At 60.7% G+C, this 26,334-nt stretch carries 26 protein-coding genes and 1 pseudogene; 10 read left to right on the top strand and 17 right to left on the bottom strand.

From position 1 onward, the window contains the following. Positions 1 to 84: 84 nt before the first annotated feature. Positions 85 to 315, bottom strand: a pseudogene (locus JZY08_RS25965) (DUF305 domain-containing protein); the annotation flags it as partial. A gap of 51 nt (positions 316 to 366) precedes the next feature. On the opposite strand from JZY08_RS25965, the gene JZY08_RS25960 reads away from it, so the two are divergent. From JZY08_RS25960 to JZY08_RS25940, 5 genes are all read left to right on the top strand, one after another. Then, positions 367 to 1,080: an IS6 family transposase gene (locus JZY08_RS25960; protein ID WP_072492784.1), complete on the top strand. Its 714-nt coding sequence runs from the start codon at positions 367 to 369 to the stop codon at positions 1,078 to 1,080. After that, positions 1,028 to 1,354 (top strand): SAVED domain-containing protein, encoded by a 327-nt coding sequence (locus tag JZY08_RS25955; protein WP_253204188.1) that lies wholly within the window; start codon positions 1,028 to 1,030, stop codon positions 1,352 to 1,354. The genes JZY08_RS25960 and JZY08_RS25955 overlap by 53 nt, the downstream gene beginning before the upstream one ends. Positions 1,355 to 1,425: 71 nt before the next feature. After that, complete coding sequence (gene tnpB, locus JZY08_RS27815) at positions 1,426 to 1,833, top strand: IS66 family insertion sequence element accessory protein TnpB (protein WP_107341217.1); 408 nt, start codon at positions 1,426 to 1,428, stop codon at positions 1,831 to 1,833. Between the two features lie 13 nt (positions 1,834 to 1,846). Further along, positions 1,847 to 2,257 carry a DUF6088 family protein gene (locus JZY08_RS25945; RefSeq protein WP_036589581.1) on the top strand — a complete coding sequence of 137 codons (411 nt, stop codon included), beginning with the start codon at positions 1,847 to 1,849 and terminating at the stop codon, positions 2,255 to 2,257. Then, a complete protein-coding gene (locus tag JZY08_RS25940; RefSeq protein ID WP_036589577.1) occupies positions 2,247 to 3,161 on the top strand; it encodes a nucleotidyl transferase AbiEii/AbiGii toxin family protein in 915 nt (304 codons plus the stop codon). Before JZY08_RS25945 ends, JZY08_RS25940 begins: the two co-directional genes overlap by 11 nt. A 183-nt stretch (positions 3,162 to 3,344) precedes the next feature. On the opposite strand, the gene JZY08_RS25935 is transcribed toward JZY08_RS25940, so the two are convergent. Next, positions 3,345 to 4,262 carry an NmrA/HSCARG family protein gene (locus tag JZY08_RS25935; RefSeq protein ID WP_234909072.1) on the bottom strand — a complete coding sequence of 306 codons (918 nt, stop codon included), beginning with the start codon at positions 4,260 to 4,262 and terminating at the stop codon, positions 3,345 to 3,347. Positions 4,263 to 4,331: 69 nt separating this feature from the next. On the opposite strand from JZY08_RS25935, the gene JZY08_RS25930 reads away from it, so the two are divergent. After that, positions 4,332 to 4,736 carry a helix-turn-helix domain-containing protein gene (locus JZY08_RS25930; RefSeq protein ID WP_036589573.1) on the top strand — a complete coding sequence of 135 codons (405 nt, stop codon included), beginning with the start codon at positions 4,332 to 4,334 and terminating at the stop codon, positions 4,734 to 4,736. 1,374 nt (positions 4,737 to 6,110) lie between these two features. Here the strand turns inward: JZY08_RS25930 and JZY08_RS25925 are convergent. After that, positions 6,111 to 6,434: a hypothetical protein gene (locus tag JZY08_RS25925; protein ID WP_011982970.1), complete on the bottom strand. Its 324-nt coding sequence runs from the start codon at positions 6,432 to 6,434 to the stop codon at positions 6,111 to 6,113. Positions 6,435 to 6,615: 181 nt separating this feature from the next. Between JZY08_RS25925 and JZY08_RS25920 the strand changes: the two genes are divergently transcribed. After that, complete coding sequence (locus JZY08_RS25920; RefSeq protein ID WP_216333583.1) at positions 6,616 to 7,653, top strand: IS110 family transposase; 1,038 nt, start codon at positions 6,616 to 6,618, stop codon at positions 7,651 to 7,653. Positions 7,654 to 8,351: 698 nt separating this feature from the next. Next, entirely contained in the window at positions 8,352 to 8,627 is a 276-nt protein-coding gene (locus JZY08_RS25915; RefSeq protein ID WP_216333572.1) for a WGR domain-containing protein, read from the top strand. A 114-nt stretch (positions 8,628 to 8,741) separates the two neighbouring features. Here the strand turns inward: JZY08_RS25915 and JZY08_RS25910 are convergent, their stop codons facing one another. Next, a complete protein-coding gene (locus JZY08_RS25910) occupies positions 8,742 to 8,906 on the bottom strand; it encodes a hypothetical protein (protein ID WP_162944164.1) in 165 nt (54 codons plus the stop codon). 395 nt (positions 8,907 to 9,301) lie between these two features. Here JZY08_RS25910 and JZY08_RS25905 point away from each other — a divergent pair, with 395 nt between their 5' ends. Next, entirely contained in the window at positions 9,302 to 9,580 is a 279-nt protein-coding gene (locus JZY08_RS25905; RefSeq protein ID WP_216333571.1) for an HU family DNA-binding protein, read from the top strand. Positions 9,581 to 9,644: 64 nt separating this feature from the next. On the opposite strand, the gene JZY08_RS25900 is transcribed toward JZY08_RS25905, so the two are convergent. The 13 genes from JZY08_RS25900 to JZY08_RS25840 form a co-directional block, all read right to left on the bottom strand. Next, on the bottom strand, positions 9,645 to 9,977 hold the full coding sequence (locus JZY08_RS25900; RefSeq protein ID WP_216333570.1) for a hypothetical protein: 333 nt from the start codon (positions 9,975 to 9,977) through the stop codon (positions 9,645 to 9,647). Between the two features lie 56 nt (positions 9,978 to 10,033). Next, positions 10,034 to 10,357 (bottom strand): DUF736 family protein, encoded by a 324-nt coding sequence (locus JZY08_RS25895; protein WP_017958522.1) that lies wholly within the window; start codon positions 10,355 to 10,357, stop codon positions 10,034 to 10,036. 609 nt (positions 10,358 to 10,966) lie between these two features. Further along, positions 10,967 to 11,386 (bottom strand): hypothetical protein, encoded by a 420-nt coding sequence (locus JZY08_RS25890; RefSeq protein WP_216333569.1) that lies wholly within the window; start codon positions 11,384 to 11,386, stop codon positions 10,967 to 10,969. Beyond that, positions 11,376 to 11,636 carry a type II toxin-antitoxin system prevent-host-death family antitoxin gene (locus JZY08_RS25885; protein ID WP_216333582.1) on the bottom strand — a complete coding sequence of 87 codons (261 nt, stop codon included), beginning with the start codon at positions 11,634 to 11,636 and terminating at the stop codon, positions 11,376 to 11,378. Before JZY08_RS25885 ends, JZY08_RS25890 begins: the two co-directional genes overlap by 11 nt. Before the next feature lie 83 nt (positions 11,637 to 11,719). Beyond that, positions 11,720 to 12,661 (bottom strand): DUF2493 domain-containing protein, encoded by a 942-nt coding sequence (locus JZY08_RS25880; protein ID WP_216333568.1) that lies wholly within the window; start codon positions 12,659 to 12,661, stop codon positions 11,720 to 11,722. A gap of 333 nt (positions 12,662 to 12,994) precedes the next feature. After that, entirely contained in the window at positions 12,995 to 14,029 is a 1,035-nt protein-coding gene (locus JZY08_RS25875; protein ID WP_216333567.1) for a toprim domain-containing protein, read from the bottom strand. 13 nt (positions 14,030 to 14,042) lie between these two features. Then, entirely contained in the window at positions 14,043 to 18,422 is a 4,380-nt protein-coding gene (locus JZY08_RS25870) for a strawberry notch family protein (protein WP_216333566.1), read from the bottom strand. 131 nt (positions 18,423 to 18,553) lie between these two features. Beyond that, on the bottom strand, positions 18,554 to 18,808 hold the full coding sequence (locus tag JZY08_RS25865) for a DUF6117 family protein (RefSeq protein ID WP_216333564.1): 255 nt from the start codon (positions 18,806 to 18,808) through the stop codon (positions 18,554 to 18,556). A gap of 106 nt (positions 18,809 to 18,914) precedes the next feature. After that, positions 18,915 to 20,105 (bottom strand): DUF932 domain-containing protein, encoded by a 1,191-nt coding sequence (locus JZY08_RS25860; protein WP_216333562.1) that lies wholly within the window; start codon positions 20,103 to 20,105, stop codon positions 18,915 to 18,917. 60 nt (positions 20,106 to 20,165) lie between these two features. Beyond that, entirely contained in the window at positions 20,166 to 20,822 is a 657-nt protein-coding gene (locus JZY08_RS25855) for a hypothetical protein (RefSeq protein WP_216333560.1), read from the bottom strand. Positions 20,823 to 20,926: 104 nt separating this feature from the next. Continuing rightward, positions 20,927 to 23,053, bottom strand: a complete 2,127-nt coding sequence (locus JZY08_RS25850) for a ParB N-terminal domain-containing protein (protein WP_216333558.1) — start codon at positions 23,051 to 23,053, stop codon at positions 20,927 to 20,929. A 367-nt stretch (positions 23,054 to 23,420) separates the two neighbouring features. After that, a complete protein-coding gene (locus tag JZY08_RS25845) occupies positions 23,421 to 24,170 on the bottom strand; it encodes a sulfite exporter TauE/SafE family protein (RefSeq protein ID WP_216333556.1) in 750 nt (249 codons plus the stop codon). Positions 24,171 to 25,055: 885 nt separating this feature from the next. Next, positions 25,056 to 25,514 (bottom strand): transposase, encoded by a 459-nt coding sequence (locus JZY08_RS25840; RefSeq protein ID WP_216333555.1) that lies wholly within the window; start codon positions 25,512 to 25,514, stop codon positions 25,056 to 25,058. Between the two features lie 162 nt (positions 25,515 to 25,676). On the opposite strand from JZY08_RS25840, the gene JZY08_RS25835 reads away from it, so the two are divergent. Further along, positions 25,677 to 26,333, top strand: a complete 657-nt coding sequence (locus JZY08_RS25835) for a helix-turn-helix domain-containing protein (protein WP_216333554.1) — start codon at positions 25,677 to 25,679, stop codon at positions 26,331 to 26,333. Position 26,334: the final 1 nt, after the last annotated feature.

The raw sequence follows: 26,334 nt of genomic DNA, 5'->3' as shown, positions 1-26,334 counted from the left end.
TACCGCATCCCAAACTCGGTTAAGGCGACGCCACCCTGCAATTATATCCTGGAGCTTATTCGTCGGGCAGCTAAACGGCACTGGTCAGTCGACGTTCGGCGCAGCCCCCGGGCCGCCTTCAAGCTCTTGGATAAGAGCCTTCATCTCAGCAATTTCTCGCTTTTGAGCCTCAATGATGCCGTCGGCAAGTTTTCGGACTCTTGGATCCACAATCTTTGCTCGGTCAGAAGTCAAGATTGCGATGGAGTGGTGTGGTATCATCGCCTTCATGTAATCCACATCGTCAACCGTCACCTGGCTGCGAAGGAGGTACAGCGGTGGCGTCGCCTTAACGGCCTGTTTGCACCAACGTGATATCGGGCTTTGATGACCGAGACCTCGCTTGCCCACTTCAGACGTCACCGCTTTCCTGCTCAGATCATCGCCCATGCCGTATGGCTCTATTTTCGGTTCCCGCTGAGCCTGCGCGACGTCGAGGATCTGTTGGCGGAGCGCGGCATCAGCGTCTCATTCCAGACCGTCTCGGAATGGGCGGCGAAGTTCGGTTTGAGATTTGCTCATCAGCTCCGGCGGCGCTCGCGGGGCCACTTTGCCGATAAGTGGCAACTCGATGAGATGGTGGTGACGATCAAGGGGAAGAAATACTGGCTGTGGCGCGCCGTCGATGCGAATGGTTACGTTCTTGACGCCCTGCTGCAAAGCCGAAGGAACAAGAGGGCTGCCCTGCGTCTGATGCGCAAGCTGCTCAAGAACCAGGGTACCGCACCGCGTGTGATGGTGACCGACAAGCTGCGTTCCTATTCCGCCGCAAAATCCCAGTTGATGCCGGGCGTCGAACATCGCTCGCACAAAGGGCTCAATAATCGGGCCGAGAATTCTCATCTTGCAGTGCGACGACGAGAGCGGCGCATGATGTGCTTCAAGTCCGCGCGACAATGTCAGCGTTTCGTCTCAACTCACGGGCAGATCGCCAATCTCTTTCTTCTTCACCGGAAATACCTGACCGCCGCCGATCATCGCCAGCTTCGTGCTCACGCCTTCTCCACCTGGCGGGAAATCGCTTTGTCGATTGAAGCCTGAAACACGCGACACACGTCTTTACCGCGCGCTAAAAACGGTTAAGGCGACGCCACCGGAGCAAGTCCATCTGGTTCTGGCAGCCCAGAACAGTGTCGTGTTCAATCTCGCTCGTCGATATGACAAGCGAAATCTACCGAGGGTCGCTGTCTATCAGTTTGAACGTTCCCAGGAACGGCGATACCCGTGGGGAATCGAGATGCCTGTTGCCGGGGTAAATGTTGCCCATGTGATTCAGACGGATGAAGGCGCTGCGAGATTTCCGGAACGAACGTAAGGGTGAGCCTCGAGGACAGCTGGGATATGGCGAACGCCTGAGCGTATGGTGCATTTGAGAAGTGTTAGCTCATTTTCGGACCGGGCACTGATCTCAAGGCCAACCTCCATCAGGAGCCGGTCGAGTTTCGCGCGGGGATCAACAGTCTCGTGGTCCCGATGCAAGACGTGATGGAAATGGACCGCTTGCCCATCATTCGAGCGTTCAGCAATCGCCAGCGTGACCGCTTGAAACTTTTGTTCTTTGAACGGTGTTGTATCGCAACCGATGCTATGGTGGTTCAGCCTGCAACAGCCGTGGATGCGCATCGAAAATCGCAGACGTCCCGTTGCTCGCCGACAAGCTTGTCCGAAGCCAGTACCCTGGCTTTTGCCTGTTTGTTTTCTTCGGCACATCTTTTCCAGAAGCGAGTATCACGTAATGGGACAAGGTTGCCATGTGTCGGGTTTTTGCATATATTCAGTGTCGGGTTTTTGTAACGGGAAGCCGATCATGGATCAGACATTGAAGCAACGGATCAGGACAAGAGTTAGCCGGACGAAGAAGACCGACGTCTTCATTCCGCGCGATTTTGCTGACCTGAGCGGCGACGATCAGGTTCTTCGGGCCCTGAGAGCATTGGTAAAGGATGGCGCACTCATACGCCTGGGCTATGGTGTCTATGCCCGGGCCGTACGGTCACGGCTGTCGGGGCGGGTTATGGTCTCCAGTTCAAACGGGTTTCACGGTGCTGCCCTCCAGGCCCTGAACAAACTCGGGGTCCCTTGGGAGCAAGGTGACAGCACCCAGGCCTATAATAGGGGGCAGTCCACCCAGGTCCCGGTTAATCTTACCGTCAAGGTCGGGAAACGTTTCAGCCGCCGGCTATCCGACGGCCGTACGGAGCTTCGCGTTGAGCGATAAGCCGGACCTGCAGACGCTGCTCGAGGTGCAGGACTACTTCGCCCTGCCCTCGACGGCCCTCGTCGAAAAGGACTGGTTCGTCGTGCGTGCCCTCGCGGCGATCCACGACGTAGAGGTCGACGGACTGACGTTGGCTTTCGGTGGCGGGACGGCGCTCGGCCGGGCATATCGTCTGCTCGAACGCATGTCAGAAGACATAGACTTGCGCATCGTAGGGGAAAATGCAGGTGAGCGCGGGTCCCTCAAGCGTATGAGACGTGCGGTAAGCAAACGTCTGCAAGACGCCGGCTTCACGGTCGAGGGCCACGTGCGGGTACTCCAGAACGGCTCTTATGTGCGATACGACCTGCCCTACGAGCCGATCGCCAAGGGCGAGGGTGTCCTACGCCCGGAGATCAAGATCGAAATCGCGGCATTTCCGATCTGCACGGCCCCGGAGTTGTGTTCGGTCACCTCATTCGTCGGAGAAGCCACCGGTCGGCCGGCCGAGGCCAACGATGTTAAATGCGTTCGTCTGGTGGAAACGGCTGCCGACAAGTTCGTCGCGCTCGGGCGCCGGGCAGGTTTTGCTTTTGCCGGGCACGAGCCGCTAGACCATACGCTGGTCCGTCATGTCTATGACATTTCACGCATGGATGGTACGTACGACCTTGATACAGCAGTTGCGATTGCATTGGATACCATGGTGACCGAGTCAAAAAGTGACCGGGCGGACAAATATCCGGACTACAAGTCAGATCCTCGCGCTGAGACGCTCAAGACGTTCGAGATAATGGCGACGCATGCTGAATTCGCTGCGCACTACGAAAAGCTCATGGGCGACATGGTATACGGCGCGCGGCCAAGTTTCGCGGAGGCCTTCACCGTTGTAGAACGCTTTGCGCAGAAAGTCCGCGAAGCCTAAGGGCGGTTTCGCCGATGAAGACTGGAACATTGACCGGAAACGCAGACCCCATCGACAGCCGCCCTGCTAGGCCGGTGTTGCTAACGGGTCACCCGACCTAAAATGGCAGCAATAGGGTCGCAAGCTACCTGACAAGCCTGTCCCCGTTGATGCTTGATTGCGATTCTTGAGGCTTGCGCAGTTTCACGAGGCTGATACCGACAAAGCTGCATCGAGCGACCTGCGCCCACTGCGCGCAAGCCAGGACCTGAAAGTCAGCAGGTCGGGGTTGATTTCGCGCATGAGTTCCAGATCGACCTGCTCGGCGAGCGGCCCGTCTTCCAGACTCTCCGCCATATGGGCGAGATCAGCGTTTGCAGCCAGAACATCTTCCGGAAACCGTTCGTAGGCTATCGGACGACCAATTGCTTCGCTGAGTATGACCGCAAGCTCGCGCCCGGTCAGGCGGTCGCTGGCGATCTTAAGTGTTGCGCCGCCAAAGCGGGACTTGTCGGCAAGCACGGCAGCGACAAACCTGCCGATGTCTTCCACGGCGGTAAGCTGAATGGAATGGTCGGATCGGATCAGGGACACCAGCCGGCCCTCATCCAGACCGAAGCCAGGTCGCACCAGCATTTCCATGAAAATCATCGGCCGGATGATGGTCGTAGTCATGTCGAGCTGTCGAATATGGGCTTCGATACGAGGCTTGGCGTCGAAACGCGGAACGCCTGTCAGTTCATTCCCCACGCTGGCGCCTGAGGAATAAACAAAATGGTTGACGCCGGTTTCAGCAGCGATATCCGCAATCGATATACCATGACGGACTTCGTCTTCGGCAGCCAGGCTGGCTGGCAGTACGCTAAAGACACCGTAAGCGTCTTTCATCGCTGTGCGGACTACTTTGGTCTCTTCAAATGAACCCTGCACAAGCTCGACACCTGAATTCCGCAATTGCAGCGATGCAGCTTTGGTGGAGTCCGGAACGAGTGCGCGAACAGGCCATCCCGCCTTCAACAAGGCTTTGGCGACAGATCCGCCTTGCCTTCCGGTAGCGCCGAAAACCAGAATGGGGTGCTTGCTATTGGTCACTTGAAACCCTCGCGTTAAAACAAGGGCCATCTATATATACGAATGTAATTCTGCCGGAAGACGGCACATTTTTCAGCATCAGGCACAAGGACGATACCCTTGGATATACAGATCGATGCCGGTCCATCGCGCGGATCAGAAAACGACAGACACTTCAGACCCATACCGTCAAACGGGGTCTGCAGCCTGCTGAGTGACAAATGGACTCTGCCAGTTCTTTGGCGTCTTTCTGTCGCGGAAGATCATCGGCTCCGCTTTTCGACATTGAGAAAAGAGGTCGGTGAGATCACCCAGCGCATGCTGACGCTCACGCTGCGAAATCTCGAGCGCGACGGATTTGTTGTACGTCACTATTTTCCCGAAGTGCCGCCGCGTGTCGAATACGAACTGACAGAGATCGCCCATGGAGCTTTGCGCGCCCTCGACGGATTTAACTTCTGGGTCCACGACAATCTGGACACCATCAAGGCGCGCCGGAGCACTTACGACCGGGCAGAGTCTTAGATCAGATCCCCGAGAAGAGCTGAGGTGGAGAGGCCGCTCCAGGTAACCGTTTCGCCAGGCCCGCTTTCCGCGTTATTGGTTCCGCGCTCAACGGCTACGTTCAAGGTCGCAAGCCCCATTTTGTGATCTGTTGTTGTCGATCGTGCCCACGGGGATGTTTGGGCCTGTCGTATCAAAACGACGGTTCGCTCATTGACCTATTTGCCGATTGGAGCATTCGCCGGTTTGCACAATGACAGAACAACCAGTTGGCGGACTCACCTCTTCGCCCAACCGGTGTTTCACCGCTTCACCGCTTCACCGTTTCACCGCTTCGCGTCTTCGCTGATTCACCGATTCTCCGGTTGGCCTGAACACCGATTCGCTCATTCACCGACTTGCCCAATCACGGATTCGCCTGGTCGCGCATCCGCCGGTTCACCGCGTTACCTATTCGGTGAATATGCATTGTGTCATTTCGCCGATACGCTTCTTTGCCGATCTGCCGATGTACCTATTCAGCCAAGCACCGAGCCACTCATTCGCTTATTTGCCGATGCACTCACTCGGCGAAGCACTCATTAACACCATCGCTCAGCCGCGGATTCGCTGAACCACCCGCCCACTTATTCGCTTATTCACTTAACCGCACAATCGCCGATCACCGGAATTACGGGATATCTTCAGCCGGATGAAGGCTCCGGGAACCCCTCAAAACAGGCGGAACCGCCCTCCTCACTTCCGGCCGTACATCGATCGCTCGCGCCCGTCGTTTTTGCCCAACTCTGGCAAAAATTGCAGATCACGGAGATGCCCGGTCGCCCAGGCGACCATCGCCCCTCGGGCGAAACGGCTATTGGTATACCAATAGCCTATCCTGCCATCTCTCACCACCATGTCCAGCCCACGTGCCCGACCCGCCAATGCTGTTGCGAGTCGTCAGACGATGCAACAGCGATCACAGGTGTATCGCCTGTGATCCGCGGAGGAGGAATAGCGCGTGGGCCGGACATGGTGGTGAGAGATGCTGAAGTGAGCCGCCGTCGGGAGCAGTCGGGATGCCCGTGACCGCAGGGAGCGGACATCGATGACATGCGAACGACTGGGCGGCGAACGCACCGCAGGAGAGGAGGATCGTCTGGAGCGGATGCCCGAAGCATGAGGGCGCAGCGCAGGACGATCCTCCTCTCCGTATTGTTTGGGGAAGTCGCGGCAGCGTCCGTTTACCGGCCCGGGAGGCCGGGCGGGGCCTGCCCCGCACCGCAGGGAGAGGGGAGTTTGAGGGGAGAGGCGGCAAGTCTCGCCCCTCAAGACCGCGCGCAGGCTCGATGCCGGCAAGCGGTCAGGACCACGCGGAAAAGACGAGAGGCGACCGTGCCGCCTCTCGTCTTCATATCAGTCGGTCCCCAGTTCGCGGATCACGGCGGCGACAGGCCAGTCGCCGAAATGGGTCCGGCGCTGGGCAACGAGGATGTCGACGGCCGTCTCATTGGCTTCGATGGCTCGGATTGCCTCATCCATATCGTCATAGGGGCCGAGATTTTCGACCGGCTCATAGTCGCCATAGTCTTCGTCCCAGCTGCCGGCAATGTATTGCGGCGCGTTTTTGACACGGATCAGTGCCCGTTCTGCCTCGCGGATGAGACGGAACCCCTCGGTGCGCTGCCGCCAGTATTCCGGGCTTCCACCATCGATGTATTTGATCTTGCGCTGTGTCATAGGAAGTCTCCTTTCGTTTTCTGACGGAAGGAGTCCGCACGATAGCCGCGAGGGGTCAGGGATCGCGGAACGCGGCCGCCGGAGGCGGCAAGCGGGGGAGATGGGGTATTCGGCCTGCCCAGCCAGCGGCTACGCTGCACGGTGCAACGCCCACTCACCCATCTCAGGAGACGATATGCACATGCAGTATTTTGCTGGCCTCGATATTTCCGTGAAAGAGACATCCGTTTGCATCGTGGATGCGGACGGCAGGATCGTTCGGGAGACAAAGGTGCACAGTCACCCCGAAGATCTTCTTCGTGTTCTGACGGAGAGCAGTTATCAGTATAAACGCGTTGGGCTGGAAGCTGGCCCCTTGTCTCAGTGGCTCTACAGTGCACTTGCTGAAGCCAATCTTCCTGTTTTCTGCATCGAGGCGCGGCACACGCGCGCCTTCCTGACAGCGCAGATCAACAAGACCGATCGGAATGACGCCCGCGGCATCGCCCAGATGATGCGCGTCAACATCTTTCGGCCCGTACATGTGAAAACGATCACAAGCCAGAAGCAGCGTGCCCTGCTCAGAGCCCGGAAGATGCTTCAGTCCAAGGCCATGGACATCGAGAATGACCTGAGGGGAATTCTCCGAAACTTTGGCCTCAAGGTTGGCATCGTAAGCACGTTGAACTTCGAGCAGCGCATACGCGAGCTGATCGACGGTGACGACGAGCTGCTCGCCATTGTGGAGCCGCTGCTGACAGCCAGGCGAGAGATCCGCTCGCAGTTCAACATTCTTCATCGTCGGCTTCTGGCGATCGCGAAGAACGATGGTATCTGCCGCAGGCTTATGACGGTGCCGGGCGTGGGAGCTGTCGTCGCGCTCGCATATCGAAGCACCATCGATGTTCCTGCCCGCTTTCAGAACTCAAAGGCGGTTGGCGCGTTCGTCGGGCTGACACCGGCATCTCATCAATCGGGAGAGAAAAGCCGGGTTGGCAAGGTATCGTGCAGCGGCGATACCATGGTGCGAACGCTTCTATACGAAGCGGCCGTCACGCTTCTGACCAGAGGTCAGAAATGGTCATGGCTGAGAGCATGGGGCATGAGGATCGCCAAAAGCAGAGGTGTCAACAAAGCGTTTGTCGCCATCGCTCGGCGCCTCGCTGTGATCATGCACCGCATGTGGCAGGACCAGACTGACTTCCGTTGGGCCAAAGAGGAGCGGACTGCAGTGATCTGAACCATCGTTTGAGAGCATCAACACAATAAATCGGAATTCCGCGTAGCGCGGAGTGAAATCGTCCGCAGGACGAAGGATGAGATGAGAACGGAAAATCGGTAGTGCCGGCACCGAACTGGATGCCAGGACGCGAAAGGAGATAGTTCCATCTTGTTCCTAAATCCATCATGAGAGGGTCACCGTGCCGATCTCGAAGAGAAGCAAGGGCCTGCGGTCGAAGTCGCCAAGCTACGTGGGAGACAGGAGCAGCTGCGCCCAGAAAAAAGGTGCTTGAAATCAACGGCCGAATAGAGAAACCGATTTTCTGGCGATGGCCCGAAGGGACGGCGGCTGAAAATTGGAGGGGCCGCGTAGTCCTTGACGCCGGAGTGGCGGGTGCACAATGGGACGTCACAGAGAGAGATAGACCACGGCGCTTCGGGCGCCGCGCCCGCACCCGGCGTCCAGCCGGCTATGCAACCCTTCTTCGACGATGGTCGCCGAAATCTTGCGCCGCCAGTGCGGCAACCGCGAGAGGGGCGTGACCCGAATGGGCGAGACCGTTTGCGGGCTCCGTGAGCGACGGCGAATAGCACCGTCCGCCGCAGGCGGCTCGCCCGGATCATCCGCCGAACCCATCATCACCATGAATCAATCGAGACCGACCGATTCAAATATGTCGTTGGACGCCAAGTCGGCCTTACCCGATTCTCCGTTTCATGATTGCGCAACACTACCAGCTTTACGTCGAACGCATCGATGCCAAGAAAAACATGGCCCGCTATTATGCCATGTCGATCGAGCCCAACCTGTTTGGCGAGGCCTGTCTCATCCGTCGATGGGGCCGGATCGGGGCCACCGGCCAAAGGCGGGAGCATCATTTCGCGCGGGAGGAAGAGGCGGTCAGGCTCTTCCTTCAGCTTCTGCGAAAGAGACGGGCGCGCGGATACAGGCCGAAACCGCATATCCGGCAAGATGCATCGAGTGACCGATAGCGAAACAGTGCCGTGGAGGCGGATGCGACCCCATGCCGATGGCGAAGTGAAGCCTCGGGCGTCAAACGCAGGTCGATCCGGCGTGTCCGGCTAGGCGCCATGGGGATAGCCGCCTCAGAAGGGCGGCTCGGCGTCGATTGCGCCCTCCTGTTCGGCCATGATTACCGCCAACTCGGCGCAGGCGAGTTCCAGCTCGACCTCGATCTCGCGTCGTTCGCCGGGGTACACGGCATTTCGCAATTCGGCCCGCAGCTCTTCAATATGTTGTTCCAGAAGCATCGTCGTCTCCTTGACGTTTGTGAAAGACGACGCGCGCGCTCATGGGTGCGTGCCGGGGTCAGGGATCGCGGAACGCGACCGCCAGCGGCGGCGAGTGGGGGTGCCGATTTTGCGGAGCGCAGGGAACCGGAGCGGAGGCAAAATTGGGGGCACCGCTCGTCCTTGAGGCCGTCATGTACCCATGACACCCTCGGACGGACTGAGCAGACATCCCTCTCCGTATGGCACCCGAAACCGGAGGCGGGCTCAATGCCCGTCTTCGGGTTATCTGGCATGTGACCACGTGAATAACTGTGGAGATCCCGGGCTTTCCGCGCCATTTGCCGCAGCGTGTCGATGACAGTTCCGTTCGGGAATGGCAGGGATTCTGCGTCTGACACGATGCGGAGAAGAAAATGACCACGACCAACGAAATCGCCGACAAGATTGCAGGCGAGCATGGCCTTACCAAGGTTCAGGGAAAAGCCATTGTTGAGGCGGTGATCGCCTCGATCACCGCGGCGGCGGTGGCCGGCAGCGAGACCTCCCTCCCCGGCTTCGGCAAGTTCAAAGTTAAAGAAACGCCAGAGCGCGAAGCGCGCAACCCTGCGACCGGTGCGACGATCAAGGTTGCCGCGGCGAAAAAGCTGGCGTTTACGCCGGCCAAGGCATTGAAGGATGCGCTGAACAAGTAATCTTGCTAGCCAAGCAAAAAAATAGCCCGGCGCCGTGCCGGGCTATTTTCGTTTTGGGTTTGCGTCAGCGGGCGGATGTCCGCTCAAGAAGATCCTGGATGATCGTGTCGCTCACCGCGTGAAGCGCTTCGCGGGCATGGTCGTCCAGCAGCTTGTGAAGAACACCGGATGCCAAGGATATGAAGTCGAAGCCGCGTTCGATTGCTGCGGCCCGTAGTTGCGACAGTGTTTCGAACTCCCTTAAGCCAGTGCCGAGCCAGAGTTCAAGATCCTCGCCATCGGCGTCCGGGAAAGCCTGGAGGAAGAACGTCTGAAGCGGACTGTCGTAGCCGATAATGGCATCCGGGTCAGCGTGGCGGGCTTCGATTCTGTTGACGGTGATTATGTAGCGGCTCATGGCGGCCTCCTTTGGAATGGGGACGCCGGCCCCGATTTCGGGGCCGGCGGTCTGGTTCAGGCCGGGCTGTTCCAGAGGATGACCTTCTTGCCGGGTTCGCCGCCGGGCGCCGGGGCGACGTTACCGAAGATCACGCCGATCTCGGGCGCTTCGATCTTCGTGGAGATGTACTCCTCGCCTGTCTGGCGGGAGATGCGGTTCCAGCCTGCGCCGATCTCAAAGCCGGTCTTGCGGTGGATGATGCGGTAATCAGGGGCTTCTTCGCTCGCCTTGCTGGCGTTCGGGACGAGGGCGATGGGGGCGTTGACCCGGATGGTAGCGAAGACGCCTTCGAGAGTGCCGTCGGTCTTTTCGGTGAGGGTTGCGATCGTGGTAGCCATAGAATTGTCTCCTTCGTTGCATCGGGACCATTCCCGATGGCGCCCGAAGAAGGGGCTGCGCCGCAGGCGTCACCGCAGCGTAGCGAAGGGGAACCCCCTAGCGGGGTTGACGCTGATCGCGGCCGGTCCCTTAGAAAGGCGACATAAAGAACGGGAATGGTCCTTGATTGCGACGTCGGCAGGAGACCTCGCCGTGGCTGCCCTCTGCGGACCTGCCAAGTCCCGCGCTCGCGACACGCGACGGTGATGTTCAGGTCAACGGACGGTGGCCGTCAACCATCGCGATGCGAGAGATCAGCACCTTCTATTCCATCCTCTTCATCAGAGATTGCGTCGGTGGCGGGACACCCGAATTGTCGGCCTCTCCTGACACAACTGCAGTTCTGCGGAGCGGGACCGCGTGACAGACGTGATTTCAGCTGATGTCGCTCGGAAGTGCCGCGACGGTGAGGCATCGAGATCGATCGTGAACGGCGCGCGGCTGGCCTGCCAGTTACGCAATCGTGGCCGCATCGATTAGATCGCGCCGAAGATCCGCTATAGCGGAGGCGCATTCAGGAGGGCGGCGGGGGACAAGAAGGGAAGAGCGGAATGAAGCAGCGACAAATCTCAATCGAGGCGATTGACCCGGCCGGATCGGCCGCGCGCCTCGGCAAACAGTCTGGCGATCTTCACCATGAAGGATTTGCTGAAGCGGCCCAGGAAGTCCTGATCGGGCTCGATGTACCAGGAGCGTTCGACGATATCGTAATTGTATTCGTCGACCATGATCCAGCACTGCTTCAGATCGCTTAAGCCCGCGCGCTTGCGCTCGATGTCCGGGATCTCCAGAGCGATCCGGCCCGTTAGCGGCGGTTGGGTGGTGATGGCGAGAAGCGCCAGGTGCGTGTTGCCGTCGGAGGCGCTTCGGATGGCAATGACGACGCAGACGGGGCGCTGCTTTCGGCCCTCGGTTTCGCCGCGCTGATGCTGCCAGGCCCAGAGGTAGGGATAGGAGATGACCTCGCCGGGGCGGAATTCATGGCTCATCGTCGTAGCCTTCGCCACGCGCCAGCCGATCGAGCGCCTCGTCGAACAGTTCTGCATGCTCGGCGGGCATCTCCGATACGGTATAAGCACGGTGCGGATCGCCACCAGTCCGCATGCGCTCATAGTGCTCGTAGCTCATCAGCACAAAGCGAGGCTTCTTGTGGCGGGTGAGCATAACCGGCTCGCGGCTTGCCGCATCGGTAATATCGCCAATCTGTTTATTCAAATCGCCTGTCGTGAACTGCTTCATGGCTATGGTCTCCAGTAGATTTTTCCATATAACCCATTTTTCCCATGTTTTCCATCTTTTCCATTTTTTGAGGAAAACGGCGCTCACGCACCGTCTCCTGAAGCCTGCCAGACCGGTATGCCGAGGCGACGCGCCTTGTCGGCAAGATTGCCGGTGATGCCGTTTCCGGGAAAGACGATCAATCCGGCGGGCATGACCGAGAGCATCTCGTCATTGCGACGGAATGGGGCGGCTTTGGCGTGCTTGGTCCAGTTGGGCTTGAAGGTGATCTGCGTCACCCGGCGCGCCTCCGCCCAGCAGGCGGCGATCCGTTCAGCACCCTTCGGCGAGCCGCCGTGCAGCAGCACCATGTCGGCATGCTTGGCATGGGCCAGATCAAGCTTGGCCCAGATCCGCTCATGATCATTGTAGTCCATGCCACCGGAGAAGGCGATCTTGGTGCCGGCCGGGATCAGCACCTCGGTCTCGGCGCGGCGACGGGCGGAGAGGAAGTCCCGGCTATCGATCATCGCCGCCGTCATGTTGGCGTGGTTGACCTTAGAGCCGGTGCGCGGCCGCCAGGACGAACCGGTCTGCGCCTCGAACAGGTCGGCTGCGTAGTCGCGCATGAACTCGAAGGCGTTGCGGCGCTCCAGCAGCGTGATCCCTTCGGCGACGAGGCGCTCGAGTTCAACGCTCTTCACCTCCGAGCCGTCCTGCTCGCGCTGGCCGGTGCGCTGCGCTTCCTCGTTGCGGTCAAGCTCGCGCTGGATGCGCTCGCCGGCGCGATGGAAGAGATTGGGGATCGACCAGAACAGGTCTTCGAGATCAGGCTCCAGCCGGGTGTCGCCGAGCATTTCTGCGAAGGCGTCGAAAATCGCTGTGATCGAAGACTGGACCTGCGGTTCTTCCGGCAATGGCCGCGGATCGGGTTCGTCCTGGAATGGGCGATAGCCGAAGACCTGCATCTCGTAGATGAAGCGGTCGGTCGGGGAAGACGCGTGGTGGGGTTCGATGCTCTCGTCGGGGGGAAGGAACAGGTCCATGGTGGTCTCCGTTTGGTGGGCCGCGCCTCTCGCGGCCTGACGGCGAACCTGGTCACGCGGGCCGAGGCCGGAACCGCAAGCGAAGCGCAGCGGCCCAGCGCAGCGCCGGGCGGCGGAGGAAGGGTTTGTTGCTCCGCGAGGAATGGCGGTCCGCGCCTGCGGACCGGCAGGGGAAGAAACCCGACCGACCCGCTGAAGGCCCGAGGCCCGCGTGGTAAGGGTCGCCTCTCGGCAGGGCCGCGGGCGCGCATCCACATGGGGAGTTGGCACCACGGACCGTCCTCTCGCCCACGCCGCTCGCGCGCAGCCCCTTTCGACTTCCGGCCAGGCTCACTAGGGCAGAAAGGCCATCGCCTCTTCCGGGGTGAGTTGCGACCGCAGGTCGGCGGTCAGTCCGTCCGGGCCCAGCCGGCGCAGATCCTCGTTGAAGTCGCCGAGCTTGGGCGACAGGACCAGCGGCAGGACACCGCATTCCTGTGCCCTGCGGCTCAATCCCTCTATCCCATGTCGGCCGGCGGCATCCGCGTCGGCGGCGATGTAGATGCGCCGGCATCCGGACGGGAAGTTGAAGGCCGCGAGGTGGTTGGCCGTGAGCGCCGCCACCATCGGCATGCCGGGCATCACATGCGAAAGCGACAGCATGGTTTCGACGCCTTCTCCCGCCGCCAGGACCGGGGTAGGTGCATTCACCGGAAAGCAGAAGCGGACGCCATTATCGAGCAATCCGCCGAGCGCGCGGCGGGGATCGTCCACCTTGGCCTTGCCGTCGCCATTCGGATCCAGCCAGGTGCGATGCAGTCCGGTGATCGCGCCGGCGGCGTCGGTCACGGCTGCGATCAGCGCCGGATAGCTGCTCGTCTGACCGGTGGCGAGATCGCGATAGTAGCAGGATGGATGGAAACGAAGCGCCGCATGGATCGATGCCCGCAAAATGCCGCGCTCACGTAGATAGGCGTCGGCAAGTGTGCCCGCCAGAGGTTGCGTCATCCGAAACAGACGGCGTGCCCGCTCCGCTGCTGGCCTGTCGACCGGAAGAGTATCGCTGGCGTTGCCCCAGCGGGACAACAAGGGTTCGGGCCGAGGCAAGCTGAGGAAGTGACGCGCCTCCTCGGCGACGTCCCGGAAATCGACAAGACCGCAGGTCTCGCGGACGAGATCGAGCAGATCGCCGAACTGGCCGGTCGCAGCGTCCGTCCATCGACCGGCGCGAGGACCAACCAGACGCACGTAGAGCGACCGGCCCTTATTGTTGCCGACATCGCCGACGAGCCAGTAATTGCCGGCCCGGCGGCCGGCGGAGAGATAGTGGCGGCAGACGGCCTCCGCGTCTTGCGCGAGACGGCCCGCCAGATCGGAGGCGGAGAGCATGGGCAGACCTCCATCACGTCCGGCGCGCGACATCGATGAGGCGATGGCGCTGCATCAGCTTCGAGAGGATGACCGCACCCTCATCTGTCATCGGCACGAAGAAGCGCAGCTTCCAATTGATCATCTCGGAGAATAGGCCGATCGATCGCAGCCAGTCGCGCATGCCGTCCGTGAAGCCGGTCAGTTCGATGCGGTACTCGTTCATCACGCGGACGCGACGGAGCGTCATGTCACCCGCAAGGCCGACGATCGAGGATCCATCGACCAGCGATGCCCAGGCCTGGTCGGCGCTCCGCACTACCTTCTGATCGATCCCGAAGTTGCGGCAAAGGCCGGCGAGCCGATCCGGGGCAATGAAACGGCCAACAATCCGTTCGCCATCATCGGTCTGCAGTCGCCGCACCCGGCAAAAGTCCTGCGGCAGCAATTTCCAGATCGGCAGCAACAATCCGCTGACGATGTGCATCGTCGACGTCGAGAATTCCGGCACGGCAGCCACCTCAGCATCCCAGGCAACTGCGAAGAGCTGTTCGTCAGTTTCCTGCCAATTCGTCTCTTCGAGCTGCCGGACTTCGAAGCGCAGCTCGTCCATCGGCCGGATCAGCGACACGCGCGGCTGAACGGAGCCGTCGTCCAGCATGATCGAGCGGCTCGGCACCATCACCGCCGGCCGGCCCGACTTGCCGTTGATCATCAGCTTCGCGCGCCGGTCCTGCCGCACGAGCGCCTGTACATCGTGGAGCTGCATCGGTGCGTTGCGATCCCTGCGCTCGATGGTCAGGAGGTGCGACTGGGCACCAGTGACCGGATGCGTATAGATCAGCTGGCGGTCGGTGACCGTCATGCTATCGGCGGTAATCGTCTCCAGGCCCCTGTCATAGACGCCGGTGGCAATCGCCCCTTCGACGCGGGCGGCGAGAAGCTGCTCGAAGGCCTCGAACAGCACGTTCTGCATGGCGATCGTTAACGCCAGCATGCGGTTGAGGAAGGTCTGGATAGACGGGAGCTCGTCCTTCAACCCGCCCTCCTCTGATGCCAGCGACAAGCCGGTGATGCTTTCGAATGTTTCCAGCGAGCAGCCTTCGACCATGCCGGCATGAAGTAGTCCATAGAATTGCCGCAGCGCGTCGCGGGCATATTGGGATTCGAGATTGTCCTCGCTGCGGAACATGCCCTGCCCGCCCGTCTGGCGTTGACCACGGGTGATGGCGCCAAGCGTGTCGAGACGTCGGGCGATGGTGGAGAGGAAGCGCCTCTCCGCCTTGACATTGGTGGCGATCATCCGAAACCTCGGTGCCTGTTTCTGGTTGGTGCGATGGCTGCGCCCGAGCCCCTGGATCGCCACGTCGGCACGCCAGCCTGCCTCTAGGAGATTGTGGAGCCTCAGGCGCTGGTTCCGGGTGGCGAGATCCGCATGATAGGATCTCCCGGTCCCGCCGGCGTCGCTGAAGACGAGAATGCTTTTCTCATCGTCCATGAAGGCGCGGGCCTCGTCGAGATTGGCGCTGCCCGGCCGGCTCTGCACGACATAGCGTGCGATGGAGCTGTTGTCCTCGCGGCGGACGATGCGGCGAGTGCGACCGGTGATCTCGGCCACCTGGCTCGTTCCGAAGTGCTGGACGATCTGGTCGAGCGCGGTCGGGATCGCCGGCAGGCTGCCCAGTGTTTCGACCAGCTCGTCGCGACGCCGTTCGGCCTCCCGGCAGATGACAGGGTTGCCGTCCGCGTCATGAACCGGCCGGGAGCCGAGATTGCCGTCAGCGTCGGAGAATTCTTCGAAGAGCTGCACCGGGAAGGAGTGCATCAGGTAGTCGATCACGTATTCCCGCGGCGTCACGTCCACCTGCAGATCGCCCCATTCCTCCGTCGGGATCTGTGCCAGCCGGCGCTCGGTCAGCGCTGCCCCCGTGGAGACGATCTGGACGATGGCGGCATGCCCATCCTGCAGATCTGCAGCGGTCGCCTTGAGAAGGGCCGGCGTCTTCATCGAGGTCAGAAGGTGGTTGAAGAAACGCTGCTTCGAGCTTTCGAAGGCCGAACGCGCGGCGGCCTTGGCATTTTTGTTCAGCGTGCCCGATTTCCCAGTGATGCCCGAGGCCTCCATGGCGGCATCGAGGTGAGTGTGGATGACCTGGAACGCCTCGGCATAGGAATCGTAGATGCGGATCTGTTCCTCGCTGAGCTCGTGCTCAAGGATCTCGTATTCGACGCCCTCGAAGGAGAGCGACCGCGATACATAGAGGCCCATGGCCTTCAGGTCTCTTGCGAGAACCTCCATAGCAGCGACACCGCCGTCCTCGATAGCGGTAATGAACTCGGAGCGGCTCGGGAAAGGAAAGTCGCTGCTGCCCCACAGACCGAGCCGTTCGGCATAAGCAAGGGATTCGACGTCTGTTGCGCCGGTTGCCGAGACGTAGACGACGCGGGCGTCCGGGACCGCGCGCTGCAGGCGAAGACCGGCCCTGCCCTGTTGCGATGCCGCTTTGTCGCCGCGCTCGGTCTTGCCGCCGGCGGCGTTGGCCATGGCATGGCCTTCGTCGAAGATGATCACACCATCGAAATCGGCGCCGAGCCAGTCGACGATCTGCTGAACCCGTGACCGCGTGCCCTCACGCTCATCGCTGCGCAGCGTCGCAAAGGTGGTGAAGAGGATACCTTCCTCCAGCTTGATCGGCTTGCCCTGCCGGAAACGAGACAGCGGCGTCACCAGCAGCTTTTCCTGCCCGAGTGCGCTCCAGTCACGCTGAGCGTCCTCGATCAGCTTGTCGGATTTTGAGATCCAGACGTGGCGACGGCGACCCTTCAGCCAGTTATCAAGAATGATGCCGGCGGCCTGACGGCCCTTGCCGGCGCCTGTTCCGTCGCCAAGGAACCAGCCGCGACGAAAACGAACGGCCTTCTCAGTGTCGGGAACAACGGCCTTGAGATTGTCGAAGGAGGCATCGACGCTCCAGTGGCCGGCGAGATAACCGGAATGAGCTTCTCCGGCATAGATGACGCTCTCGAGCTGGGCGTCGGAAAGATCGCCGCTGGTGACGATGCGCTTTGGCAGGTGAGGACGATAGCTTGTCTTCGGCGGTACCACCGAGGCCATCGCAACGGATTCGACCAGCGTGTCGGGATGTGGTTTTGCGTCGGGGATATGGATCGATTGCAGCCGGTAGGTCTCGTAGATGCCATCGGCGGCGGCGTCATCCTTCGGCTGAGCGTCTCGCAGCTCATAGGAGAGTTCGATAATCTCATCATCAACAGGTGTCGAACGGACCGTTGCTGCAGGCCGCGCCTGTCCTCCGACCGCAGGGCGATGCGACGGTGTGGCGACCGCTGCTGGAGGCGTCGTGTCCGCGTGCAGGATACCGTTGGAGAGCGCACCGGTGGAGTTCGGCGCCGACGCGGGCGCGCGGGGTGGAAGACCGGTGATCCAGGCGAGCAGAGTTTCCAGATCGCGCGCTGTGCCACTCGCCCTCACCAGCTTCGACGGATCGCGCGCCGGGATCTTGTCGATCACGATCAGGCGCGTTTTCATCGTCGTGCCCTGACGGGCGTAGATTCTGCCGTCGATCGCCGTAGTGAACAGCACCGTGCCCTGCCCCTGCAGCCGAACAAAGTTGTCACGCCATCCCGGATTGTCAGGAGAAAGGCTCGCGCCAGTGATCGCGACCAACCGGCCGCCGGGGGCCAGACGAGCGAATGCGGAGGTCAGATGCCGCCAGGCGGCGTCGGCGACGCGACCTTCGACATGAACCCCGGCCGAGAAAGGCGGGTTCATCAGCACCACGGTTGGGCGAATGGAACGATCGAAGTAGTCGTCGATATGCGCGGCATCGTGCTGCGATACCAGAACGCCGGGGAAAAGCCGCTGTAGCAGCGAGTACCGGACCACAGCATATTCGTTGAGCGCCAAGCGGGAGCCTGCGAGTTCCGCAAAGATCGCCATGAGGCCGGTTCCAGCCGACGGTTCGAAAACCATGTCTGCGGCCGTGATGCCGGCAGCACGAGATGCGACGTAGGCAAGAGGGATCGGAGTCGAGAATTGCTGCAGGGCCTGGCTCTCCTCGGAGCGTCGGCTATGGATAGGCACAAGGTTTGCCACCTTCGCCAGCATCGCGAGCGTCGATTGGGTTCGGGATACGACCGCCCGGAATTTGCGCAGAAACAGGACCTGTGCGATTTCGGTCGCTTCATAGGCGTCTTTCCAGAGCCAGAGGCCCTCGACGTCGCTGCCGCCGAAAACCCCCGTCATGATTTGCCGCAAGTCAGCGGTGGTGACAGTTTTGCCCCGTTCCAAAATAGACATGACTTGGGCAGCAGCGTCCATAAGGCCTTCAGCGCTGCTTCCGACGTGAGACCGTGAAGTGGTGGAAATCGTCTGAGGATGCGAGATGATGTTCATCGAAGGATGCTCCAAGAGAGAGGAAAGAACAAAGGAGCCCAGCGTCCTGCCGAAGATTTGGAGGAGCGAAATCTGGGTAGCCAGGGAGGGATCGGGGATCGCCTGCTAAAACTGTCGGCGATCATCAGTGCTTAGGTTGCCGGGCTCGCAATGAAGCCGGTTGGATTGTCGGGATCGGGCGGCAGATAGGCGTCATACGGATTGCCATCGGCGAGATGGCCGAATGGCGTGAAGACGTATTCGCCGTCACTGCGGCCGACGGCGCAGAGCACGTAACGCGGCTCGTATGTGGCGGCATCGAGGCATTCCATGAGAGCAAGATTGCCATCGGCTGCGGCGCACAGCAGCATGTCGAAGTTTGTGCGGGCATGATCGGGGATAGCCATTGGGTACTCCAGACAAAGTTAGGCCCGGCGCTCGACCGGGCTTTGGGATAACGACGATGGGGTTTGCAGACGCGGCCGAGTCTGAGCTCGGCGCGCATGAACATGGTCAGGCAGCGCTTTCGAGCAGCCTCTTCGCTTTGCCTTCGAGTTCGAGACGCGTGTCCTGATTGTTCTTGGTGCGCGCCAGCGCGGTGATGCCCTGCACGAAATCGAAGATCGATTCCGGCGGCCTCCCCTCCTCCGACAGCACCATCTCGATCACCTTGCCGGTCTCGCTTTTCGAGAAGCCGCACCGGCGGAGGAAGGTCTCGCGGTCGTCATCCTTACGCGCGACGATCCGCTCCCGTGCCGCTTTGATTCCGGCGATGAATGGCGCCGGCGACGAATTGGCGAAGCTGGTCAGCGCAGGCGCTGCCTCATGCGCAAATCGCTGGGCAGCAAATTTCGAATGGCGGATGGTGATTTCCTCGAAATTTTCCGTACCCCACAGGTTGCGATTGGCGCAGACGGCGCGGAGATAGAAGGAAGCGATGCCAAGCGTCTTCGATCCAACCTCCGAATTCCAGGCATAGAAGCCGCGGAAATAGAGGTCGGGCTCGCCGTTCGGCAGACGTCCGGCTTCGATCGGATGGGTGTCATCGACCAGGAACAGGAAAACGTCGCGATCGCTGGCGTAGAGCGTCGTCGTATCCTTGGTGATATCGACGAAAGGATTGTGGGTCATCGTCGCCCAGTCGAGAACGCCCGGCACTTTCCACATTGTGTCGCCGGTTCCGTTGCCGGCGATCTTCATAACCGCTGAGACCAGTTCGTGATCCCAGATGCGACCGTATTCCGGTCCGGTGACAGCACGCAGTTCGAGCCGGCCATCGTCCATCTCGAGCGTCTTTACCATCTCGGCGCGGTGATTGAGCAGGCCATGCTGCAGGTTGATCGCCGCAAGCGGCGCCGGCAGTTGCCGCATATAGGTGGCGGGTGCGCCAACGAGGCTGCAAAGCTGGCCATAGCTCCAGTGGGTCGGTGCGATCGGTTGGCGCTGACCTGGAACAAGAAGCTCAAGCCGTTCCGCGTTGTCGCGCGTTGCTTCGACCCGGATCGCAGCACTTTCGATGGTGCGGGCATGGGCGCGCTCGGCTCGGGACCGTACGGTGTCGTAGAGATCGGTCAACGACAGGAAGCGTTCATCGTCGCGTCGCGAGAACCATTCGGACGAAACGCGGCCGATCCGCTCCCCGCGCGAGATATCGACTTTGAATGCGGAACGGGCGGACGGGCTGTCGGAGGTGAGATTGGTCATAAGCTGTCTCCTTAAAAGCGGAAACCCGGCGCGATGGCCGGGCGAGGTTGGGAAGATGGATCAATCGGGAGCCAGCCGGTGGTGCGCCGACCGGATCGCCGAGAGCGCTGCCTGGAATTCGGCGCTTACGAGCACGTCGGAAAAATCCATCGTGGTGGCGATGGAAACGCACGCGGCATGGACCTCGTCGTCGGTCACTGCCTCGGGTGTTAGACCCCTAAAACTCGGGTCCACCTCGAGCACTGCCGCGATTGCGTCGCGCACGCCACCCTCCCCCAGTCCAACTAGGACGTGCGAAGGCTTAGGTGCGTCAACGGGCTCTTCAGGATCCGGGTCGCTCGCGAGAATGGCCTCTCCTCGCGCGATCGCCCAGGCAGCTCGGGCGAGCCAATCGGGCGACGGGGGGCGGGTCGCACTGATGTCGTCGAACAACATCTTCAACAGTCCGAGCAGGATCTCGAAATGACGCGCCCGGCGCTGGACAGGTTTTTCGAATTGCTGGGGGATCTGGAGCGGCGGTCCCGCGTAGGCCGAATGTGCACCGGCCCAAATGCAGGTGACATGAACTGGACCGGAGGAATCGAAGTCCTTCTCGGCGATATCCCAACTATCGTCGTCGATGGCAGCTCGGCACGCCGCATCCAATGTGTCGACCGCGTAGGTGCGATGCCGGAATACCGGCAGGAGATAGGTGGTCTCGATGGTGAAGTCGGGCATAGGTGCCTCCTGAAACGGGAAAACCCGGCACTGTGGCCGGGCTGTTTGCAAAGAAGACCCGACCGCAAAGGCGATCGGGTCAGGCTGATGTGATGCTTGTGAACCTATTCGGCGGCAGCGAGCTGCTCGCCGTCGATCCCACTCTCGGTATCGCCGGTGTCATCGCTCGATCTTGATGGTTCATCGAGCAGGAAGGCCGGCAGGTCCGAGGCTTCGGACACAGTCTCGCCCTCATCGGATACGACGGCATCATCGCCGACAGCGCCGCTTTCGCTGATGCCCTCGTCGCTCGTCATGCGAAGCGGTTCAGGCAACCAGCCGCAGCCTGTGATCAGCCGTTCGGCCTCGCGAGCCATGTCGACTTTCTTCAGATGCCCGATGAGCTCTGCCGCCTGGTCACCCTTGGCTTCTCGAACGGCCTGCAGGATGCGCGCCTTGGTGACGCGGCCGAGATAGTTATCGGCGGTCGGCACCCAGCCGGCTTCCACCATGTCGAGGCCGATCGAGCGGGCAAGCTGCTCGGCGTGGGCGATCGCCCGGGTGCGCTTGTTCCAGGGTTCGATCACCGCGTTGACCGAAAGCGATGCGCAATGGGCAAACAGCGCCTGCCGGCTGACCTCGTCGAGCTTGATCAGGAAATCCCAGAGATCATTGGGATCCTTGGGGAGATCCTGGCCCCAGGCCTCATGTCGTTGATCGATCTCCTTCGCCCAGACCGTATCGCCGAGGCCGGGCGTCTGGCTGAAGCGAGCGCTTTGCAGCGTCACCTCCAGGCTTGAATCCGAGCCGTAGACGTAGAAGGTCTTCAGGACGAACGCGTGCAGGACGGCGACAAAGGCGATGACCGGGTTGTTCGCGAGCGCATTGCGCAAAGCGATCGTCCGGGCTGCCGTGAGATCGAGAACCAGACGGTCTGGAAGCGGCTTGATCGTTTCGTCCTCGTCGTCGGGGTGGGTGTCCTCGCCGCCAGCGGCCCCGGGTACCGGAAGATCACTGCCATGATCGGCACCATCGCCGGCATCAGCGGAGGGATCGGTCTCATGCTTCGGTTCATCCTCGGGCCGCACGAAGCCTCGCTCGATCTTGAGCTCGCCACTGGCGCCAAGCGAGATGAAGACGCCGCCGCGGGCCATCTCCTTCGGATCAAACACGTAAGGACGGTCGTTGAGCCGGTCGAGCTCGCTGCCAAGCTCCTCCAGCTTCTGTTCGGTCGCTTCCGAGTACTCGTTCGCCTCCGCATATTCTGCGTCGAGCTTGTCGTATTCAGCACGAGTGGCGTCATAGCGGGCCAGTTCCGCCTCGGTCATCTCGGTCTGCTCGCCGTAGAAGCGACGCAGACCAGACGTGTGGCCGTAGGGGAAATCGAAAGCCACTTCGGCCCATTTCCAGCCTTCGCTCACGTGGATCGCCTCGGCGTCAGCCTTGAGCTTTTCCATGACAAGCTGCTCAAGCAACGCCGGATCCTGCAGCCATCCGCCGTGATCCTGCTCAAACAGATCGCGCATGGTGATGCCGCCCGCAGCCTCGTAGGCTTCTATGCCGACATAGACGGCGCGGCGGTCGCTGGCGCGGATTGCGGTTTCAGTCAGCAGTCGGCGGATGTAATACGGCTCTCGGCTATGCGAGCGTGAGACCGTATCCCAGACCTGCTCCTGGCGAACATGGTCGTTGGTGATCGAGAAGGCCATGATCTGCTCCAGCGTCATCTCGTCTTCCGCATAGAGATCAAGAAGCCGCGGTGAGACGGACGCGAGCCGTAGGCGCTGCTTGACGGTGGCAACCGAAACGAAGAAGCGCGCGGCAATCTCCTCCTCACCGAGCCCCTGATCGCGCAAGGTCTGGAAAGCGCGGAACTGATCGAGCGGATGCAGGCTGACGCGTTGGACATTTTCGGCGAGCGAATCCTCGACCTCGAGCGTCTCGCCCTTGCTGACGATGCAGGGAACGCCGGCGGTCTTGGCGAGCCGCTTCTGCGCGACGAGCCGTTCGAGGGCCCGATAACGGCGACCGCCCGCCGGGATACGATAGATGCCGGTCTCGTTGCCATCGCCGTCGAGTTCTGGACGGACGTTGAGGCTGGTCAGCAGCCCGCGATGGGCGATGTCTTCCGCCAGGTCCTCGATCGAGACGCCCGCCTTGATCTTGCGGACGTTCTGCTGGCTGAGTACCAGCTTGTTGAAGGGAATATCCCGGGCTGCACTGAGGGTGATTTTGTGAATGGCCTGGGCCATGTCGGTTTCTCCATGACGGACCGGGCGGAGCCTCTCTCCAACCCTCTCAATCCGTCACAGCTTTCCCGTCCCTCCTCTTCCTCTACCGCCTTCTCACTATGTCCCACCGTCCCTTCCACCTGCGAAGCTTCCCTTTCGGCCAAGATCCGGCAATACCGCGTCAGGGAAAGAAACCCTTCGGGTGAAGGCCGCCCCGGGCGGCACAGAAGTGTCGAACGCCATCTCAATCACCAAACCACTCGGTCTCAATAGCCTGCAGGGAAATTGATCATATTCCGGCCTACCGCAGACGCTTCGGAACGCGACGCGTCGAAAACGCGGTCCCTCGATTATTTTTTTTTTCGCGTCTGAGCCAGCCTTCGGCCGACTAGAGGTAGGCTCTTGCAAAGAAAATGACGGTGGTCAGGACGGCAACCACGACGGTGATAGCCCGGACAATCGGCGCCTGCAACCTGCGCCCGAGATGGGCTCCACTCCAGCCACCTGCAAAGGCACCCGCAATCATCGGCAGGCATTGTTGCCATGCGATCGCCCCGGCCAGAACAAAGACGATCACAGCGACCGCATTTGCCGCGGTCACCATGACCATGCGGGTCGGATTGAGACTTTTGATATCCCCGCCGCCAAGCAGGCTCCACGCGGCGAGCATCATCAGTCCCACCGCTTCGCCGAAATAACCGCCATAGATGCCAAGCAGCAATTGGATCGGCAAGACAACCGCGGTCTGCGGGCGTGTAACCCGTTGCAGCCGAATGCCGAGCTTGGGTCCGAGAATGAGCATCGAAGTGGCGATGAGCAAGAGCCATGGCAGCATGACGTCGAACGTCGTCGTGGGCGTCAAAAGCAAAAGGACACTGCCAGTTACGCCGCCTGTCACGGTGGCAACTGCAGTCGGCTTGACTCCGACACCGCACACGTCTCTGACACCCGCGCGATAGACCCAGGAGCTTGCCACGCCTCCTGGAAGGAGAGCGAAGGTACTGGTCGCGTTTGCGATCACGGACGGCACGCCAACGGAGATCAGGGCGGGCAGCGACACGAACGAACCGCCACCAGCGAGCGCGTTCATACTGCCGGCGAGAAAGCCAGCCACGAAAAGCGGCAAAAGATCGAACATGGTCGGAAGAAACCCCGGGGACCCGACCATCCGCCGTCGTCTTCAAGGCAAAGGCGACGATGGTATGGATCACCTTCTAATCAGATCGGTGCCGCGCCGGCAAGAACGGCCGGTGCACGGATGAATGCGATGCGTCATGACAGGAGACGTCGAGGAGCCTGCCTGAGACGCGCCGACGAACCTTACTCAAATGGCGAGGAACCCGCTTTCGTCCAGCGCCTTCGTCATTCGGTATCGAACCGGCGCAGCATCGTCTGAAGTGCCCGGTTTTCGTCACGAAGCTTCGCAATCAGGAGACGCTTCAGGCGGCGGTTTTCTGCCTCGAGTGCGCTGAGGTCATCCATGTGGTTGTCTGGTTGCAGCCTCGCCTGGCGATCGTTGACAGGGGTCCTCGCCGGGATCGAGGCAGGCTCAGTCTGCACCGAGGCAACGGCGGTCCGCCTTGACGCAGCAGGAGTGCTTCGACGCCGAGGCGTCGGCGCGACATACGTCTCGGTTGCCGCAGCCTCTGACGAAAGCACCTGTTTCGCCGCGCCAATTCCGTCGGGCAGGATGCCCTCAGCCGATCCCTGAGGATTATGTTCGGGGGCGGCAAGGAGGTCCGGCGACGGGACGGATGTTTCAGCCGGTTTTGGGTCGTCGACTGTCGGGCTCGCAACCAAACGTCCGGTATCAGGCAAAATCCCGTCGGCCTCGACCTGTCGGGCCACGGCCTGCAGATCAAGGCTGCCCCAAATGGAAGAAGGTCGCGTCTGGGTTTGCCGCCTGTTCGCCTTGTATGCGACGACGAAGGGGCGTTGTGGTGTTTTCATAATTCGTCAATTTCATCGACAGCGGCGCGCATTCAATCTTGTCCCGCCCAGCGTCATCGTCAAACGAGGTTGATCAGGTGATCCCGAGCCGCTTGCGCAGTTCGGCGTTTTCGGTGCGGAGTTTTTCGCCAAGCAGCTTGCGCAGCCGGCGATTTTCTTCCTCGAGCTGAATGAATTCGGCAAACTCGTCGTCAACAGCAACCGGGCTGTACGACGTTCCAGCCGCCGGTGCAGCGACGGCTTTCTTCCATGTGTAGTAGGTCTGGTCGGATATCGAGGCCGCACCCACGGCATCTTTCAGGGTTGCTCCACCGGCGACGGCTGCTTCAACCTGCCTGATCTTCTCAAGCTTGTCCGCGTCACTCAAGCGGCGTAACCTCGGCTTGTCGCTCTCTTGAACTTTGCTGACAACCTTGCCGGTTGCGGCCTTTTTGGAACTTGACCGTTTGCCGCGTGCGGTCACCGTCGTCTTCTCGACTTCACCTTTGGTCTCGGTGCTATCCGATTGTGTCGGGGCGTCGTCTTCAATCATCGTTGATCCTCGTATCGTTGCAAGCGTATTTCGGCTACGCCAGTGCAAGAGTCAACGTCGCCTGGCCCGCGGCCTTTTCCCCCGGAATAAAATGCCCGCAACAGTAACCGTTGACAAAATCGTTGACTAATCCTATCTGTTACACAACAGGAGAAGCTCATCATGCGTAATCCCTTGTGGAACAGCTTCGATATCGTAAAAGATCTAGTCGCAAAAGACGATTTCAAAACAGTTGCCGAGAAAGTTGACTTGGCTCTGAATGCCTCGATGGAAGCTGTTGCTGACGTGCTGCCCACTGCGGCGGCTCCTGTCTTACGCCAAGGTGTCGAAGCAGCAGCAGGCGCGCTCAGCACGTTGCGAAGCAGGATCCGGGCTGATCGTTTGTCCCCGGATTACGTCGCCGGGCGGTTGGCAGCGGCCTTGGATATCATGGGGTATGCAGCGTCAGCCACAGCTGACGAGGACGCGATCAAGAAGGCAAAGCAGCAGCCGTTCGCGCGCATTCTTGATATGCTAGCCGCAAAATCTCTACGCAATACCGAGATCGCCGCCGCGCTTGGCCAGGACAAAGGATATATTTCGCGTCTTCTGGACGAACTGCGGGCAATGGAGATGGTCACCAGCCATCGACATGGACGGGACCTTTATAACGCTCTGACGCCTGTCGGCCGGCTAGTTGTCGATGAAGGTGTCGAGACTGCCCGCCGCGCGCCATTGGCGCAGAGCAAGATTGTCAATCTCGGATTCAGCCTCGACAACCGGCCCACCCCGCCCGATGTCCGCACGGCTGAGGTTCCTAGAATAAGCGCGACAGGTTAGC

The sequence above is a fragment of the Rhizobium sp. X9 genome, from assembly GCF_018873185.1.
Lineage (GTDB): Bacteria > Pseudomonadota > Alphaproteobacteria > Rhizobiales > Rhizobiaceae > Agrobacterium > Agrobacterium oryzihabitans.
Note: the sequence above shows the minus strand (reverse complement) of the source record. Positions and strands in the feature narration are given on the sequence as shown.